The organism is Streptomyces sp. NPDC032091 (genome assembly GCF_055580265.1).
Genome location: NZ_JBVILR010000002.1, coordinates 109740 through 126221 on the forward strand (window position 1 = coordinate 109740; position 16482 = coordinate 126221).

Below are 16482 nucleotides of genomic sequence, written 5' to 3' on the forward strand. Positions count from 1 at the left end.
CGGGGGGTGCGGGGCGGGGTACGGGCGGATCCGGGCGGTCACCAGGTCACGGGCAGGGCGTGGAGCCCGTAGACGGCCATGTCGGACTTGAACCGGAGTTCCTCCTCGGGCACGGCGGTGCGCAGGGTGGGGATCCGGAGGGCGAGGGCGGTGAAGACCTCCTGGAGTTCGACCCGGGCGAGGGACTGGCCCATGCACTGGTGGGGGCCGTAGCCGAAGGCGAGGTGGCCGTGGGCGCGGGCGGTGGGGTCGAAGTCCTCGCCGGCGGGGAAGCGTCCGGGGTCCCGGTTGGCGACGTTGATCGCGGCGACGGCCCCCTCCCCCGCGCGCACCAGCCGGCCGCCGACCGGGACGTCCTCGACGGCGATGCGGCGGATGCCCCGCTGGACGACGGTGAGGTGGCGCAGCAGTTCCTCGACGGTGTCGGCCGCGATCCGGGAGTCCTCGGCGGCGCCGGCGAGGGCGGCGAAGTGGCGCGGGTGGCGCAGCAGGGTCAAGGCGCCGAGGGAGATCATGTTGGCGGTGGTGTCGTGGCCGGCGGTGAGCAGGAGCAGGGCCATCGCGGCGAGTTGGCGGCGGTTCATGGTGCCGTCGGGGAGGTGGCGGGCGGCCGTGCGGGCGATGAAGCCGTCCTGGGGAAGGCCGCGGTGGCCGGCCACCAGGTCCTCCAGGTAGTCCTGGAGGGTCTGGCGTGCCGTGGCCGCGCTCTCGGTACTGCCGGCGACGAGGTTCATGGTGTGCGTGAGGGTGCGGAACAGGTCGCGGTCCTCGCCGGGCACGCCGAGGAACTCGCAGATCACGGTGAGGGCGGTGGGCAGCGCCAGGTCCGTGACGAGGTCCGCTGTGGTGCCGTTCAGCATGCGGTCGATGCAGCCGTCGGCGACGGCGCGGACGGCGGGGCGCCACCGTTCGGCCCGTTTGACGGTGAACTCGCCGAGGACCAGCCGGCGCAGGGCGTCGTGGCGGGGGTTGTCCAGGACGAGCAGGGTGGGTTCGACGGCGGTCTCGGCGAGGGCGACGGCGCTGGACAGCGGGTATCCGGGGCGGCTCTTGTCGGCGCTGAAGCGCGGGTCGGACAGGACGGTGCGGGCGTCGTCGAAGCGGGTGAAGAGCCAGGGCCGCACCCCGTTCCACAGGGTCACCCGGGGTACGGTGCCCGCCTCCCGGACGGCGGTGACCTCCCGGGGCGGGGCGTAGGGACACTGGCGGTCCATGGGGTAGAGCGGTTCGGCGGCGGGGTCAGTCATCGGGGGTGCTCCGGTCGAGGGTCTGCCACCAGCGGCCGACGAGGGCGTCGCCCAGGGCGGGCACGGTGACGCCGAGGGCGTGCAGGGCGGCGAGGGTGGTGTCGTTGCGGAAGTGGGGGCGGGCGGCGGTGGGCCGGTCGCGCAGGTCGCGCAGGTGCTCGCGGTAGGCGAGGGCCGGCAGGGCGGTGCCGGCGGCCTCGGCGGCGTCCAGGCGGCGCAGCCAGGTGCCCAGGGGAACGGCCGGGGTGCTGCGGCCGGTCCGGCGGTCGTGTACGGCGGTCAGGGCGGCCAGCGGGGTCGGGCGGGGGTGGTGGAGGTGGTGGACGGTGCCCGGTGCGCCGTCGGCGAAGGCGAGGGCGGTGAGGGCGCGGGCCATGGTGTCGACGGGCAGGGCGTCGGTGGCCAGCCGGGGGTCGTCGGGGTGGCAGCCGAGGGCGGCGGAGGTGACGAGGAGGCGGCTGAGGAAGTCGCCCCGGCTGACGGCGCCGCGCGTGCTGCCGCCGGCCCGGCCCAGGCGGTGGACGCGGGTGTCGGCGCCCCGGGCGGCGGCCTGGGCGACGAGGTGTTCGGCGGCCCATTTGGCGGCGGCGTACCCGCGGCCGCGCGGATGGCGTTCGCCGGCGGCGGAGGTGGTCTCGGTGACGGTGCGCGGCGGGGCGCCGGCCGGTCCGTCGCGGAAGACGCCGAGGGTGGAGACGTGGTGGAAGCGGGCGGGCCGGCCCTCGGCGCAGATCCGCAGGAGCGCGGCGGTGCCGCCGACGGTGGCGGCCTCCAGGTGCCGGTAGCCGGAGACGTGGTGGACGGGGGCGCCCAGGTGCAGGACGGTGGTGGCCCGCCGGACCTCCTCGGCCCAGGGGGTGCCGTCCAGGCCGAGGCCGGGGAGGGCCAGGTCGCCCGGTACCGGGACGATGCGGGGGTCGCGGGCGTCGGGCCGGAGCCCGTGGTGGCGCAGGGCGGCGGCCAGGCGTGCGCGGGCGGTGTCCGGGTCGGTGGCCCGGACCAGGCAGAGCACGGGGCCGGTGGTGTGGTCGAGGAGGTCGGCCAGGACGTGGGCTCCGACGAACCCGGTGGCGCCGGTCAGCAGTACGGGGTCGGCCGGGCTCGGCGGGCCGGGACGTGCGGGGAAGCGCAGGGACGGGTCGAGGCGTGCGTCGTCCGGGCCCACGGGCGCGGTGCCGGGGCCGGCGGTGGGGTGGGCCCCGTCCAGGAGGCGTGCGACGGCGCGGACGGTGGGCTCGGCGAGGAAGTCGGCGACGGGCAGGCGGGTGCCCAGCTCGCGTTCGATGCGTCCGAGGAGCCGGACGACGCGCAGGGAGTGGCCGCCGCGGGCGAAGAAGTCCTCGTCGAGGGAGCCGGCGGGGCCGTCCAGGACTTCCTCCCACAGGGCGAGCAGGCGTCGCTGCGTCGCGTCGGCGGGGGCCGGTGCGGTGGCCGCGTCCCGCGTCCGCTGCCGGTCGCGGGAGGCGGCCAGCAGGCCGGCCAGGGCGGGCCGGTCGGCCTTGCCGTGGCTTCCGGTGGGGAGGGCGGGGACGGGTACGGCCAGCCGGGGCACCATGTGGTCGGGCAGCAGCCGGGCGAGGTGGGCGCGGGCCTCCTCGGGGGTGGCGGTGCCGACGTAGCCGACGCCGAGGGTGGCGTCGGGGCCGCTGCCCAGCAGGACGGCGACGGCCTCGCGGACGGCGGGGTGTTCGGCCAGCGCGCTCTCGATCTCGCCGGGTTCGATGCGGAACCCGCGGAGTTTGACCTGGTGGTCGAGCCGGCCGAGGTAGTCCAGGGAGCCGTCGGGCAGCCGCCGGACCCGGTCGCCCGTGCGGTAGCAGCGCCCGGCGTGGGCGAGGGCGGGGTGGGTGGTGAACAGCCGGTCCGTGCGTTCCGGGTCGCCGCGGTAGCCGTCGCCGAGGCCGGCGCCGGAGAGCCAGAGTTCGCCGGGGACGCCGGTGGCGGCGAGCCGTCCGTGCCGGTCGACGACGTGCGCCGCCGTGCCGGGCAGGGGGGTGCCCACGGGGACGCGGGCGCGGTCGTCGTCCGCGAGAACGCGGTGGGTGGTGGCGAGGACGGCCGCCTCGGTGGGGCCGTAGCCGTTGAGGACGGTGCGGCCCTGCGCGGCGTAGTGGCGGCTGTCGTGGACGTCGGCGGGCTCGCCGGCGACCAGCAGGACCCGTACGCCGGCCAGGTCGGGGCGGTCCATGGCCCGCAGCAGGGAGGGGACGGTCACCATGACGCTCACCCCGGCGGTGCGCAGGGTACGGGTCAGGGCCGGGCCGTCGGTGCGGGTGGCGTCGTCGGCGTACACCAGGGTGGCGCCGCTGACCAGGGGCATGAACTGCTCGAAGGCGGCGACGTCGAACCCGGGCGAGGTGAGCTGGAGCCAGACGTCGTCGGCGGTGAAGGGGTGGCCCTCCAGGCAGGCCAGGAGGGTGTTGGCGACGGCCCGGTGCGGTACGGCGACGCCGCGGGGGCGGCCGGTGCTGCCGGAGGTGTAGATGAGGTAGGCGGGGGCGCCGGGATCGACGGCCGCCGGCGGGGCGGGGGCCTGGGCTTCGGGAGCCCCGTCTTCCGGGGCGGTGAGCCGTTCCGCGTACAGGACCGGTGTCGGGCCCGCCGGGAGCAGGGCGTCGGCGGTGTCCTTCGCGCAGACCAGTGCGCCCGCGTCGGCGTCCTCGACGCAGTGGCGCAGCCGCCGCGCCGGGTAGGCGGGGTCGAGGGGCACGTAGGCGGCACCGGACTTGAGGACGCCGAGGAGGGTGGCGGCGAGCAGCGGGGAGCGCTCCAGGCAGACGGCCACCCGGTCGCCGGGCCGGATGCCGCGGGCGGCCAGCCGGCGGGCGACGGCGTCGGAGAGCCGGTCGAGTTCGGCGTAGGAGAGGCGGGTGCCGCCGCCGGTGACGGCCGTCTTGTGGGGTCGGGCGGCGACCTGCCGGGCGAACAGCGCGGTCAGGGTCGTGTCCGCGCCGCGGGGGCCCGGTGCGGGGGCGCGGCGCAGCCGTTCCTCCTCGCCCGGTGCGTGCGTGGTCACCTCGCGCAGCGGGCGGTCGCCGTCCGCGAGCCGGTCGAGCACGGCGGCCAGTTGGGCCGCGAGGAGGCGGGCGGTGGCGGGGGTGTAGAGGTCGGTGCTGAACTCGACCTCGATGTCGAGCGCGCCGTCGTCCTCCTCGAAGGTGAAGGCCAGCTCGAACGTGGCGCGCGCCGGTCCGGCTCCGGCGTCCCAGGGGGTGGTGCGGGCGCCGGGCAGCTCCAGCGGGCGCGGGCCGCCCCGGCGGTGGTTGACGACGGCCTGGAAGGGCACGGCGGCCCGGCCGGCCGTGACGGGGGCCAGCTCGCGGGCGACCGTCTGGAACGGTACGTCCTGGTGCTCCAGTGCCCCGGCGCAGGCGGCGCGGACGCGGGTCAGCAGCTCGCCGGTGGTGGTGTCGGGGCCGGCCGTGACGCGTACGGGCAACAGGGTGACGAAGCAGCCGACGAGGTCCTGGGCGGCGGCCCGGTCGCGGCCGGCGGCCAGGGTGCCGAGGGTGAGGGTGTCGCGTTCGGCGTGCGCGGACAGCAGGGTGTGCACGCCGGCCAGGCGCAGCATGTACGGGCTGACGCCGTGCCGGCGGGCCGCCCGGGCCTGGCGGGCCAGCCGCTCGGGCCCGATCCGCAGCCGGACCCGGTCGCCCGCCCCGCTGAGCACGGCCGGGCGGGGGCGGTCGGTGACCAGGTCGGGGGCGGCGGCCCCGCCGTCGAGCGCGGCGCGCCAGAACGCGGTCGCGGCGGCGAGGCGTTCGGGACGGGGTGCGAGGGCACGGCGCAGGTGCTCGGGGTAGGTCCGGCGCAGCGGGGGCAGGGCGGCGGCCGGGTCGGCGTAGAGGGCGGCCAGTTCGGTGAGGAGGAGGTCGAGGGACCAGTCGTCGGCGATGGCGTGGTGCACGGCGAGGTGCAGCACGCTGTGGTGCTCCCCGAGGGTGAGGAGGAGGGTGCGCAGCAGGCGGGTGCCGTCGGGGCCGGGGCCGGCGGCCAGTTGTTCGGCGACGAGGGTGCGGGCGCGGGCGGCGCGCCCGTCGGCGGGGCCGTCGGTGAGGTCGTGGTGGCGCAGTTCGGCGCCGGGGTCGGCGCGCAGGCTCTGCCGCCATCCGTCGGCGTCCCGCCGCACGACGGTGCGCAGTGCGGCCTGCCGTTCGCCCAGCAGGGTCAGGGCCCGCCGCAGCCGGGGCGCGTCCACCGGCCCCTCGATGCGGAACCCCCGCCCGATGACGTACCGCCCGGCACTGGCGGCGGCCTCCTGCTCGAACCACATGCCCTGCTGACCGGGGGTCAACGGCAGCCACGGCTCGGCCCGGTGCCCCGCCGGGGCGGGCCCCGGGGCCACGGACACGACCGGCCCGGGGGGCCCGTGCGGCCCGGGGGCCCCGTGCGGCCCGGGGGCCCTAACGGCGCCCGGAGCCGGCTCGACGGACCCGCCCGGCCCCGGGGTGGCCGGGGTGGTCGGGGTGGTCGGGACCGCCGGGACGGTGGGGGCGGCCGGAGTGGCCGGGGCCGGCGGAGCCGGGGGTGCCTGGCTCGGGGCGGCTTCTGGCGCGGGTGTGGCGTCGGGGGCGCCGTGGCGGGCGGGGGCGGTGAGGTGGGCCGTCAGGGCGCGGACCGTCGGGGCGGCGAACAGTTCGGCCAGCGTGGGCGCCGAGCCGTGCTCGCGCTCCAGGCGGGCCAGCAGCGCCATGGCGGCGAGGGAGTCGCCGCCCGCGGCGAAGAAGTCGGTGTCCGGCCCGGCGGGGTGGCCGAGCACGGCCTCCCAGTGCGCGGACACGCTCCGGCGGACGGCGGCCTCCGCTTCCGCCGACCCGGTGCGCGCGACCTGCGCCGCCGTGGCGCCGGCCGGGACGTGTGCCGGCCGGGCGGTGGCCGGCGGCGCGCCCGCGCGGATGGTGGCGGCGGGCCCGTCCGCGGTGCCCGGCGTGTGTGCCGGGGCGGCGCGGTCGGCTCCGGGCGGCCGGGCCGTGAGGCGTGCCCGGGCCGGGGCGTCCGGCCCGTGCGCCGGGACGGCGGGACCGGCTCCAGGTGGCCGGGCCGTGGCCCGCGCCCGGGCCGGGGCGTCCAGGCCGTCGCTGCCGCCCACGCCGGTGGCGGCGGCAGGCCCGTCCGCGGTGCCCGGCGCGTGTGCCGGGGCGGCGCGGTCGGCCCCGGGGGGCCGGGCCGTGGCCCGAACCTGGGTCGGGCCGTCCGGCCCTTCGCTGCCGCCCGCGCGGGTGGCGGCGGCGGGCCCGTCCGCGGTGCCCGGCGCGTGCGCCGGGGCGGCGCGGTCGGCCCCGGGGGGCCGGGCCGTGAGCCGGGCCCGGGGCGGGGCGGCCAGGTCGTCGCTGCCGCCCACGCCGGTGGTGGTGGCGGGCCGGGTCGGGGCGGGGCGGTCGGCTTCAGGTGGCCGGGGCGTGAGCCGGGCCGGGGCGGCGGGCTCCGCCGGGGGCGGTTCGTCCGCCCGGGCCGTCAGGAGGCGGCGGTCCGGTTTGCCGTTGGGGGTGGTGGGGAGGGCGGTGAGGAAGCGGACGGCGGCGGGGACGGCCGGGGCGGGGAGGAGCCGGGCGGTGTGGGCCTTCAGGGCCGTCGCGGGGTCCGGGTCCGGGACGGCGTCGGGGCTCAGGACGACCCAGGCCGCGAGGCGGCGTTCACCCGGGGGGCCGTACGGGACGGCCACCGCCTCGCGGACGGCGGGGTGGGCGCGCAGGGCGCGTTCGGTCTCGGCGGGTTCGACGCGGTGGCCGCGGATCTTGACCTGGTCGTCGAACCGTCCCAGGAAGGCGAACCCGCCCCCGGGCAGCCGCCGCACGCGGTCGCCCGTCAGGTAGGCGGTGCGGCCCTGGCAGCCCGGCTCGGGGACGAACCGGTCCGCGGTGAGGTCCGGCCGGCCCCGGTAGCCGCGGGCCACCCCGGGTCCGCCGACGCAGAGTTCGCCCTCCTCGCCCGGTGCGGCCGGGCTGCGGTCGGGGCGCAGGACGTACGCGGTGGCGCCGGCGAAGGGGCGTCCGATCGGGACCTCCGTCCAGTCGCCGTCCCAGTCCCCGGGGCCGTCGAGGACCTGCCAGCAGGCGTACACGGTCGTCTCGGTCGGCCCGTAGCCGTTGACGATCCGGCATCCGGGCAGCTCGCGCAGGGCGGTGCGGACGGCGTCCGGGTCGGCGCGGTCCCCGCCGGAGACGCACAGCCGCAGCCCGCGCAGGTCGGCCGTGACGTGTTCCATCGCCAGCCGGAACAGCGGTGCGGCGAGCCGCAGGACGCTCACGCCGTGCCGGGCGCACTCCCGGCCGATCTCGTGCACCCCGGGGCGGTCGGACTCCGGGAGCACCAGACGGGCCCCGTTCAGCAGGGCGCCCCAGATCTCGAAGACCGACGGGTCCACGTGGAGCGGGGCCAGCTGGAGCACGGCGTCGTCCGGTCCGAGACCGGCCTCGGGGGCGGTGGCGAGGGCGAGCACCGAGCGGTGCTCGATCTCGACGCCCTTGGGGGTGCCGGTGCTGCCCGACGTGTGCATCACGTACGCGAGGGAGTCGGGGCGCTGCGCCGTCGCGGCGGGCGACGGGGGCGCGGCGGGCGACGGGATCCGCTCGTCGACGGGCAACACGGTGACGCCGTCCGGGAGCAGGCCCCGCAGCCGGCCCAGGTCCGCTTCGGCGGCGAAGACGGTGCGCAGGGCGCCGGCGGCGGCGAGGGCGCGGATCCGCTCGTCGGGGGCGTCGGGGTCCAGCGGCAGGTAGGCGCCGCCGGCGAGGACGGTGCCGAGCAGGGTGGCGATCGTGCCGGGAGAGCGGCGGGCGCAGAGGCCGACGGGTTCTCCGGCGCGGATCCGGCCCGTGAGCCGGTCCGTGACGGCGGCGGCCATGGCGGCGAGCTCGCGGTAGTCGAGGCGCAGGCCGCCGCGGACGAGGGCGGTGCGGTGGGGGTGGTGGTGCACGGCGGCGGCGAAGGCCGCGCCGAGCGTCCCGGTGGGGGCGGGGGCGTGGGCGTTCACGGGGCCGCGGTCACCTCCCTCGGGCCGCTTTCGAGGGCGGCGACGACGCTGGCGGTGTCGTAGAGGTCCAGGTAGCGGGAGATGAGGCCGTCGCGGACGGTGAAGACGTTCATCCACTGGGCCTCGTAGCGGGCGTCGTTGGCCAGGACCCTGGTCCGGCTGACGCCGAGGACGACGACCCGGTCACCGGCGTCCAGGTACTCGTACGGTTCGCACTCCTGCACCTGGATCAGCCCGCGGACGATCGTGAAGAACTCGCGGAATCCGGCGACGCCCCGGTAGACGCCGGCCCAGGGCAGGGTCTTCGGGCCGTGGTAGACCCATTCGAAGTCGGGGGCGAGCAGCGGCTCGATGTCGGCGAGCCGGCCCTCGTCGAAGAGCCGGAAGAACCGGCGGACGACGTCGACGTGCGCGGTGCTCATACGGTGCTCCTGCGGGGTGCGGCGGTGCGGGACAGGCGCTGTCCCAGGCGGAAGCGGGCGGCGTGCGCGAGGAGGCGCAGCGGCCCGGTGCGCGAGAGCCGGCGGGCGCCGCGCATCACGTGCCGGACCTCCCGCTCGGTGGCGGTCAGCGGCAGCAGGAAGACGTCGTAGACGACGAAGGCGCGGGCGCGGGTGATCCACCAGAGGATCAGGGCGTACGTCATGGCCTCCCCCTCGGGGTCCAGGAACCGCCCGAGCGGTCCGGGCACGCGGGGTTCGAGCCGGCCCAGCAGTCCCTCGGCGAAGCGCCGTCCGACGACGCCGCGCGGCCCGCTGTCCATGGCGGCGAGGCCTTCGCGGACGGTGCCGGACAGGGCCCGGACGCGTTCGGGCAGGCCGAGGGCGTCGACCCGGGCGATGGCCTGGAGGGCGAAGTGGGCGCCGAGGCCGTGGGCGTGGTGGGTGCGCAGTTCCTCGACCAGACGGGGGTTGGTGCGGCGGGCCGCCTCGTACACCTCCTCGGAGACGAGGGCGGCGCCGGTGGGGAAGCAGCCGTGGCTGAGTGCCTTCGACAGGCTCATCAGGTCGATGTCGGGGAGCCGTCCGTGGTGGGCGAAGCGGGTGCCGCAGCGGTAGTAGGAGGTGAGGACCTCGTCGACGCCGACGAGGTAGCCGTGTGCGGTGCGGCCCTCGGTGACGGCGTCGAGGAGCGGGCCGGGGATCGGGGCGTAGGCGTCGGAGCTGCCGTGGACGAGTTCGATCCAGACGAGGCCGACGTTCCCGCCGGCGGCCTCCGCGCGGAACTCGTCCACGGCGTGCGGGGTGAAGGGGTCGATGTAGCGGATGTCGTCGTAGAGGGGGCCGAAGGGGGCGCGGGTGCGGTCGGCGGCGGTGGCGAGGAGGGAGACGAGGGTCTTGCCGCCGTAGTTGTGCTTGAAGACGACGATGCGCCGGCGCCGGGGGCGGGCGAGACGGGCGAGGGTGAGGGCGCTCTCGACCGCCGAGGCGCCGCTGACGGCGGGGAAGGTGCGCGGCAGGCCGGTCTCCTCGGCGAGCTTGCGCTCCAGTTCGCGGACGTGGTCGCGGGCGACCGGGTCGTGGGCGCGGACGACCTCGTCGAGGGCGTCGGCGGGGTTGTGCCCGGACACGCCGAGGCCGGCGCCGCACAGGCCGTCGACGAGTTCCAGTTCCCGGCCCGAGTCGAGACGGACGGTCAGTCTCGTCCCCTTGGCGCGCACCACGTTGAGCGCGCCGTGCAGTTTGCGCTGCATGCGGGCGGTCATGGGGTTCACGTGGCGGGCGTACAGCCCGAGGGCGGCGGAGCGGTCGGCGGCGGCCGCGGCGAGGACCCGGTGGACGGGGGCGCCGGCGTCCCAGCGGGGCAGCAGCCGGGTGATGACGGCGCGCATGGCGACGGTGTTGCCGCCGTAGGTGTTGGAGTGCAGGAAGCCCGTCTGCGGGGTGCTCCAGGGGGCGAAGGTGTCGTGGGTGCCGGTGAAGGCGCCGAAGGGGACCTCGTGGCCGGTGAGGGATTCGCCGAGGACGACGAGGTCGGGCCGCAGGGCGGTGACGGCGGGGTCCTCGGGGGCGTCCGGGGCGATGTCGCTGAGGTCGACGACGATGCGGGCGCCGTTGGCGCGGGCGCTGCGGGCCGTCTCGGCGACGGCGGCCAGGGCGGCGGCGTCGAGGCGTTCGGGGGCGCGGACGACGAGTGCGCACACGGTGGTGGTGCGCAGGGCGGCGCGCAGGCCCTCGACGGTGGGGTGGGTGTGCAGGCCGGGGGCCAGGGCCCGGTCGGGGCCTTCGCCGAGCGGGTCGGCGCGGCGGCCGAGGGTGCCGTCGGGGTCGAGGACGAGGACGCGGCCGCGGTGGTGGGCGGCGGTCGCGGCGGCCCGGTGGCGCAGCAGTTTGACCGCCCCGTGGAGGGCCTCGTAGCGGGAGTTGGCGAAGAAGCTGCGGTAGGCGGTGCCGGGCGGGCGGCCGCCGAGCTCGCGGACGAACTCGCTGACGAGGTGGCCGGCCTGGGCGGCTTCGGTGCTGAGGAACCAGGAGGGCATCGCGAAGACGGGGCGTTCGCGGGAGATGAGGTCGTCCAGGATGGCGAGGGTCTGCGGGCCGGCCGGGCGCAGGTGGGGTACGGGCCCGGGGCCGGGTGCGGGCTCGGGGCCGGGTACGGGCTCGGGGCCGGCTGCGGCGGGGGTGGTGGGGTGCATGACGCCGTTTCGCTCGTGGGAGGGTCCCGCGGGCCGGTTCGTCCGCGGGTCTGGCGGGGCATCGGGGGCCGGCGGGCGGGGGGCGCGCCGGGGAGGGAGCGGGCGGCGGGGGTGCGCTGTCAGGTTCGCTCCCCCGCCGCCCGCGTTCTCAGGAGGCCGTGACGCGCTGGGCGTCGGCCTCGGCGCCGTCCCAGAGGAGGGCGGCGGGGGCGGCGGCCGGTTCCGCCGGGGTGGCGAGCCACCCCTGGAGGGCGCCGCCGCGGGTGACGAGGACGGCGGCCGCTCCGGCGGGCAGCCGCAGCTCCCAGCCGGTGGTGGCGGTGGTGCCGGTGATCCGGTCCTCGTCGTCGGTGGGGTTGAAGGCGCCGATGAAGCGCACGTCGCCGGGGCCGGTCCGGCTCAGGACGCGGGCCCGGCCGTGCCCGGTCCGCCAGTGCGCCCCCTCGGGTGCCGGGAGCGTTGCGGCGAAGGCGGCGACGAAGGCGGCCACGGCGCCCTCGGCGGGCTCGCCCGCGGGGAGGCTGAGCTCGCCGGGCCGGTCGGCGCCCGGGTGTCCGGCCCGCAGGAGGGCCACCGGTGCCGGGGAGCCGTCGGCCGCCGCGGCGGGGTGCTCGTCCAGCCAGCCGAGGCCGATCCGCCGTCCGGAGCCGGCGAGCTGGTGGTGCACGGCGTCGGCGAGTTCGGCGAGGGCGGTGCGGCCGGTGCGCTGCCAGGCGCCGGCCTCGGGCAGGGTGCGGTCGATCAGGACGGTCCCGTCCCGGTCGGCGGCGGCGGCGAGCAGCTGGTCGCCGAACCTTTCGAGGAAGGCGGCCAGCAGGCGCAGCCCCTCCGCGTTGGGCTGGTGGCCGTCGGTCTCGGCGAGCGGCGCGCCCGGGCTGTAGGGCGGGGCGTGCAGGTCGGGGTCGACGCCTTCGGAGCGCAGGCCGTCGGGGTCCATGTCGACGAGCGGGCCCCAGTTGGCGGTGGCGCAGGCCGTGTAGACGCTGATCGTGGTCGAGCCCAGCATCAGGGCGAGCAGGGCGTTGAAGACGGGGGTGGCGGGGCGGGCGAAGGAGTCGTCGGTCCAGGTGAACCCCCAGTTCGCCTCGATGACGTCGGTGCCGCCGAGGAGGATGCCGGCCAGGTGGGAGCCGAAGGCGGCGGGGTCCCGGGCGGGGTTGCCGACCCATTCGGTGTGCCCGACGAGGTGGCGGGAGCCGCGGACGGCGTGCTGCCGGGCGGCCCAGGCGTCGAGGGCGGCGCGCGGGGCGCCGACGGCGGTCAGCGGTACGTTGGCCAGCCGGGCGGGGCCGTCGGGGAAGAGGCCGGAGATCTCGTCCCAGAGTCCGACGATGGCGTGGCCGGACCATTGCGACCACAGCTGTCGCAGGGCGCTGGTCCAGCGGGTGACGTCGGCGGCGGCCAGGGACGCCTCGTCGGGCAGGCCGCGCCCGGTGAGCCAGCGGGCGAAGCCGGCGCGGGCGGCCGGGGAGGCGTCCTGGGCGTCCACCGGCAGGTGGGCGTCGCCGCAGGTGCCCTCGTTGCCGAGCTGGAGGGCGACGACGGGGCCGGCGGGGGCGGCGGCCTTGGCGACCACCTCGTCGGCGACGGCCTTGAGCCAGGTCTCGGTCTCGGCCCGGACCAGGGGGTCGAGGAGGCTGGGCAGCGGCTTGCCCTGCGAGGTGAGGACGGTGCCGTCCAGGCCGGTGTACGGGGTGTGGTCCGGTCCGCAGAGCCGGTCGGGCAGGCCGCCGAGCTGGACTTCGGCGTGGATGAAGGGGCCGGGCTTGAGCAGGACGCGCAGTCCGGCCGCGGCGGCCAGCTCCAGCAGGCCGACGATGTCGCGCTGGGGGTCGGTGCGGCCGGTGAAGTCGAAGGAGCGCTCGGTGCCTTCGCCGGTCTCGTGGAAGCGCCAGGGCAGGTAGCAGGAGACGACGTCCACGCCGAGGCCGCGCAGTTCGCGCAGGTTGGCGGCCCAGTGGGCGGGGTCGGCCCGGTAGTAGGGGTACTCGCCGACGACCACGGGCCGGGTGGTGCCGGGCAGCAGTGCTCCGGCGAGGCGGGGGCGCGCGGCGGGGTTCATGCGGCCTCCTCCGGGTGGGGCGGGACGAGGACGACCTTCAGTGCGGCGTACTCGGCGCCGGGGACGGCGGCGAGGGCCTTGAAGGCCTCTTCGTGGTCGGCGAGGGCGAAGCGGTGGGTGACGATGCGTTCCAGCGGCAGCTGCCGGGCCAGTTCGACGGCCTTGGGGAAGATCATGCTGTTGTAGTCGCCGGCGCCGATGATCTGCAGGCCGCGCTGGAGCACGGTCAGGGGGCGGACGGTGGCGGAGGCGTTGCTGTTGAAGCCCATGATGACGACGCGGCCGCGGAGGGCGGCGTAGCCGATGCTCTGCTCCAGGAGGTTGCCGACGGAGTCGACGACGAGGTCTCCGCGTGCGGTGAGCCCGGGGTCGTCGGGGGTGTGGACGGTGACGCGGCCGCCGAACTCGGGGGCCTCGAAGACCTCGGCGTCGAGCCGCCGGCGCACCGGGTCCGGTTCGACGAGGAGGACCCGGGCGCCGTACAGCTGGGCGGCCATGGCGGTGACGACGCCCATCGGGCCGCCGCCGACGACCACGGCCGTCTCTCCGGCGGCGAGCCGTCCGGCCTCGACGTTGTTGAGGGCGCAGGCCAGCGGTTCGACGACGACCGCGCGGTCGAAGTCCATGCCGTCGGGCACGGCGTGGCAGAACAGCTCGGGCAGGCGGATGAACTCGGCGAAGGAGCCGTCGTAGTCCAGGCCGACCTCGGTGCCGGCCTTGCGCTCGCAGAAGTTCCAGTGGCCTTCGAGGCAGGCGGGGCAGTTGCCGCAGTAGAGGGTCGGGTTGACGATGACCCGGTCGCCGGCGGCGAAGCGGGTGACGCCTGGGCCGGTGGCTTCGACCGTGCCGACGGCCTCGTGGCCCATCACCACGCCGGTCTCGGCGGGGAACTTGCCGACGAGGACGCTGCGGTCGGTGCCGCAGATGCCGCTCTGGGCGACCCGGATGACGACGTCGTCGGCGGCGGTCGGTTCGGGCTTGGGGTGGTCGACCAGGGTGAGCGTGCGCTCGGCGGTGAGCTTGAGGGCCTTCATGATTCCTCCGTCGCGGGCGTGGCGGGGGCGCGTCCGAGGTCCCAGCGGATGGCCTTGAGGAGCTGCGCGTGCAGTTCGGGGGTGGCGGCGGCGATGCAGGACTTCTGGTTCATGGGGCCCAGGTCGACCAGCGAGGTGCTGCCGAGGTCCTCGCCGTAGGCGTCGGTGATGACCACGCCGGCCAGGCGGGCGAGGTAGACGACGGCGGCGATGTCGTAGGGGAAGAGGTGCAGGATGGAGCCGCGGCCGACGCGCAGGAAGTCCGCCTCGGTGTCGGGGTGGTCGCGCAGGATCCGGTTGCCGATGTCCGCGTAGGCGTCGAGCTGGCCGGTGATGATGCGGGAGATGGAGAAGGTGCTGCTGTTGAAGACGAAGATGCCGCCGGTGTTGGCCGACCGGTCCACGAGGTGGCCGTAGGCCGTGGTCATCAGGTCCATGGGGTGGCCGTTGAACTCGATGGACCAGAACATGCGGGTCAGGTCGGTGTTCCGGCTCAGCCGCGGTACCGGGGTGGCGAAGCCGCCGCTGTCGAGTCCGCCCGTGTCGTCGCCGTAGAGCCAGGCGCCGCTCTTGATCTCCACGAGGCAGGCGGCGTCGACGTCGGCGAGGGTCGGGGCGCCGTCGCCGTAGGGCGCGGCGGCGATGGACACCATGCCCATCTCCAGGCCGGCGGAGGTGGGGCGGGTGCCGTCGATGGGGTCGACGACGAGGAGGACCTCGGGGTCGGGTGCGAGCTCGACGTAGGAGCCGTCCTCGGTGTAGAGGGCGGCCCGGACGTGGGCGTGGGCGCGGAGGTACTCCAGGACGGCCTTCTCGGCGACCTCGTCGACGTCGAACTGGGCGTCGCCGCCCGGGGAGTCGCCGTGGACGGCGCGCTCGCCGCCGCCGGCCTCGTAGGCGAGGAGCTCGGAGCGGACGTACTGCCCGAGGGAGGTGAGGAGCCGCTTCATGGGGCGGTCGCCGGTGGCGGTGTCCGCGGGCGGCGCGACGGGGCGGGCGGTACGGGTCATCGGGCGAGCTCCGCGAGGAAGAGGTTCTCCAGCTTGTCGCAGATCTCCTCCGCCTGGTCCAGGGTGAGGATCAGCGGGGGGCGGATCTTGAGGACGTTGCCGTAGCCGTAGCGCGAGGTGCGCAGGATCAGGCCGTGGTCCATGGCCTTGGCGGCGAGGTGGTTGGTGAGCTTCACGGCCGGCTTGCCGTCGGCCTCGGCCAGCTCGAAGCCGATCATGAGGCCGACGCCGCGGACGTCCACGATCGCCGGGTAGCGGCCCTTCATGTCGGCCAGGCGTTCCATGATGTAGGCGCCGGTGCGGGTGACGTTGGCGAGGAACTCCGGCTGCCGGACGATGTCGAGGGTGGCGTTCGCGGCGGCGGCGGCCAGCAGGTTGGAGCCGTAGGTGAAGGAGTGGTGGTTGGCGGGGAGGCCGGCCAGCCGGTCGTTGGTGAGGATGGCCGCGACCTGGGCGCCCGAGCCGCCGAGGCCCTTGGCGGTGGTGATCGCGTCCGGTTCGACGTCGAAGTACTGGGCGGCGAACATGTGGCCGGTGCGGCCGATGCCGGTCTGGATCTCGTCGAAGATGAGGGCGATGTTCTGCTCGTCGCAGAATGCGCGCAGTTTCTGCATGTAGCCGTCCGGCGGGACGATGTTTCCTCCGTTGCCGGATATCGGCTCGATTAACACGGCGGCGACGCGGCCGGAGCTCGCGTAGTCGACGAAGTCCTCCAGCCGGTCGACGCACATCATTCCGCAGGTGTTCGGGTTCTGCCCGTAGAAGCAGCGGAAGCAGTACGGGTCCGGTACCTGGAGGCTGCCGGGGAAGAGGTTGGGGAACGGCTCGCGGCGGAATGCGTTGCCGGACATCGAGGTCATCATCATGGTCTGCCCGACGTGGCTGCGGAACAGGGTGATGACATCGGACTTGCCGGTGGCCAGCTGCGCCATCTTGATGGCGCCCTCGTTCGCGGCGGAGCCGCCGGAGACCTTGGGGTGGACCTTGGTGAGGTTCTCCGGGGAGACCTCCACCAGGCGCTGGACCAGCCCGTTGACCGGGTCGCTCTGGTAGGAGGAGGTGATGTGGACGAGCTTGTCGAGCTGGTCCTTCATGGCGGCGACCACGGCGGGGTGGGAGTAGCCGAGGCTGAGGTTGAAGGTGGCCGAGGCGCAGTCGAGGTAGCTCCTGCCGTCCTCGTCGTAGAGGTAGACGCCCTCACCGCGGGCCATCTTGTAATCGCTGACGGGGTAATAGATGTGGTCCGTGACGTCCTGGGTTTCCATCGGTCCCTCTCAAGCGGGTCATTCGAGATTTCACGGCGCGGACGCCGGAGAAAGGTCTCCGCGGTCCGGCGGCTGGAAAAGGAATGCGGCGTGTGCCGGTGGGGGGCGGCTCGAATTCTTCACCTGTTCGGACAGGGTTCCGAGGCAGCGCCTTCACGATGATCCGATCATATGAACGAGAGCCTGACAAGAGGCTCTTTCCACATGCCGGTCTTATGGCTCATATTCTCCTGTCCGGCGAATACGAGGCCCATGG

General features: G+C 76.1%; 8 protein-coding genes. All 8 read right to left on the reverse strand.

Features of this window, described 5'->3' with window-relative positions; all coding sequences use genetic code 11:
• Positions 1 to 38: 38 nt before the first annotated feature.
• The gene (locus ACZ5NJ_RS03405; protein WP_468762223.1) at positions 39 to 1247 is read right to left on the reverse strand and encodes a cytochrome P450; all 1209 of its coding nucleotides are present in this window, start codon (positions 1245 to 1247) and stop codon (positions 39 to 41) included.
• Positions 1240 to 8220: an amino acid adenylation domain-containing protein gene (locus ACZ5NJ_RS03410; protein ID WP_468762225.1), complete on the reverse strand. Its 6981-nt coding sequence runs from the start codon at positions 8218 to 8220 to the stop codon at positions 1240 to 1242. The genes ACZ5NJ_RS03405 and ACZ5NJ_RS03410 overlap by 8 nt, the downstream gene beginning before the upstream one ends.
• The gene (locus ACZ5NJ_RS03415) at positions 8217 to 8642 is read right to left on the reverse strand and encodes a nuclear transport factor 2 family protein (RefSeq protein WP_468762227.1); all 426 of its coding nucleotides are present in this window, start codon (positions 8640 to 8642) and stop codon (positions 8217 to 8219) included. The genes ACZ5NJ_RS03410 and ACZ5NJ_RS03415 overlap by 4 nt, the downstream gene beginning before the upstream one ends.
• Positions 8639 to 10855: an aminotransferase class III-fold pyridoxal phosphate-dependent enzyme gene (locus ACZ5NJ_RS03420; RefSeq protein WP_468762229.1), complete on the reverse strand. Its 2217-nt coding sequence runs from the start codon at positions 10853 to 10855 to the stop codon at positions 8639 to 8641. The genes ACZ5NJ_RS03415 and ACZ5NJ_RS03420 overlap by 4 nt, the downstream gene beginning before the upstream one ends.
• A gap of 148 nt (positions 10856 to 11003) precedes the next feature.
• Complete coding sequence (locus ACZ5NJ_RS03425; protein WP_468762231.1) at positions 11004 to 12917, reverse strand: beta-galactosidase; 1914 nt, start codon at positions 12915 to 12917, stop codon at positions 11004 to 11006.
• Positions 12914 to 13951: a zinc-dependent alcohol dehydrogenase gene (locus ACZ5NJ_RS03430; RefSeq protein WP_468762233.1), complete on the reverse strand. Its 1038-nt coding sequence runs from the start codon at positions 13949 to 13951 to the stop codon at positions 12914 to 12916. Before ACZ5NJ_RS03430 ends, ACZ5NJ_RS03425 begins: the two co-directional genes overlap by 4 nt.
• Positions 13948 to 14961: an inositol monophosphatase family protein gene (locus ACZ5NJ_RS03435; protein ID WP_468762235.1), complete on the reverse strand. Its 1014-nt coding sequence runs from the start codon at positions 14959 to 14961 to the stop codon at positions 13948 to 13950. Before ACZ5NJ_RS03435 ends, ACZ5NJ_RS03430 begins: the two co-directional genes overlap by 4 nt.
• Entirely contained in the window at positions 14958 to 16226 is a 1269-nt protein-coding gene (locus tag ACZ5NJ_RS03440) for an aspartate aminotransferase family protein (protein ID WP_468762237.1), read from the reverse strand. The genes ACZ5NJ_RS03435 and ACZ5NJ_RS03440 overlap by 4 nt, the downstream gene beginning before the upstream one ends.
• Between the last annotated feature and the right edge of the window lie 256 nt (positions 16227 to 16482).

Bases quoted from the DNA above. Each gene is read 5' to 3' on its own strand.
- ACZ5NJ_RS03420 (WP_468762229.1), bottom strand. From the start codon at position 10,855: ATGCACCCCACCACCCCCGCCGCAGCCGGCCCCGAGCCCGTACCCGGC.
- ACZ5NJ_RS03425 (WP_468762231.1), bottom strand. From the start codon at position 12,917: ATGAACCCCGCCGCGCGCCCCCGCCTCGCCGGAGCACTGCTGCCCGGC.
- ACZ5NJ_RS03430 (WP_468762233.1), bottom strand. From the start codon at position 13,951: ATGAAGGCCCTCAAGCTCACCGCCGAGCGCACGCTCACCCTGGTCGAC.
- ACZ5NJ_RS03415 (WP_468762227.1), bottom strand. From the start codon at position 8,642: ATGAGCACCGCGCACGTCGACGTCGTCCGCCGGTTCTTCCGGCTCTTC.
- ACZ5NJ_RS03435 (WP_468762235.1), bottom strand. From the start codon at position 14,961: ATGACCCGTACCGCCCGCCCCGTCGCGCCGCCCGCGGACACCGCCACC.
- ACZ5NJ_RS03440 (WP_468762237.1), bottom strand. From the start codon at position 16,226: ATGGAAACCCAGGACGTCACGGACCACATCTATTACCCCGTCAGCGAT.
- ACZ5NJ_RS03405 (WP_468762223.1), bottom strand. From the start codon at position 1,247: ATGACTGACCCCGCCGCCGAACCGCTCTACCCCATGGACCGCCAGTGT.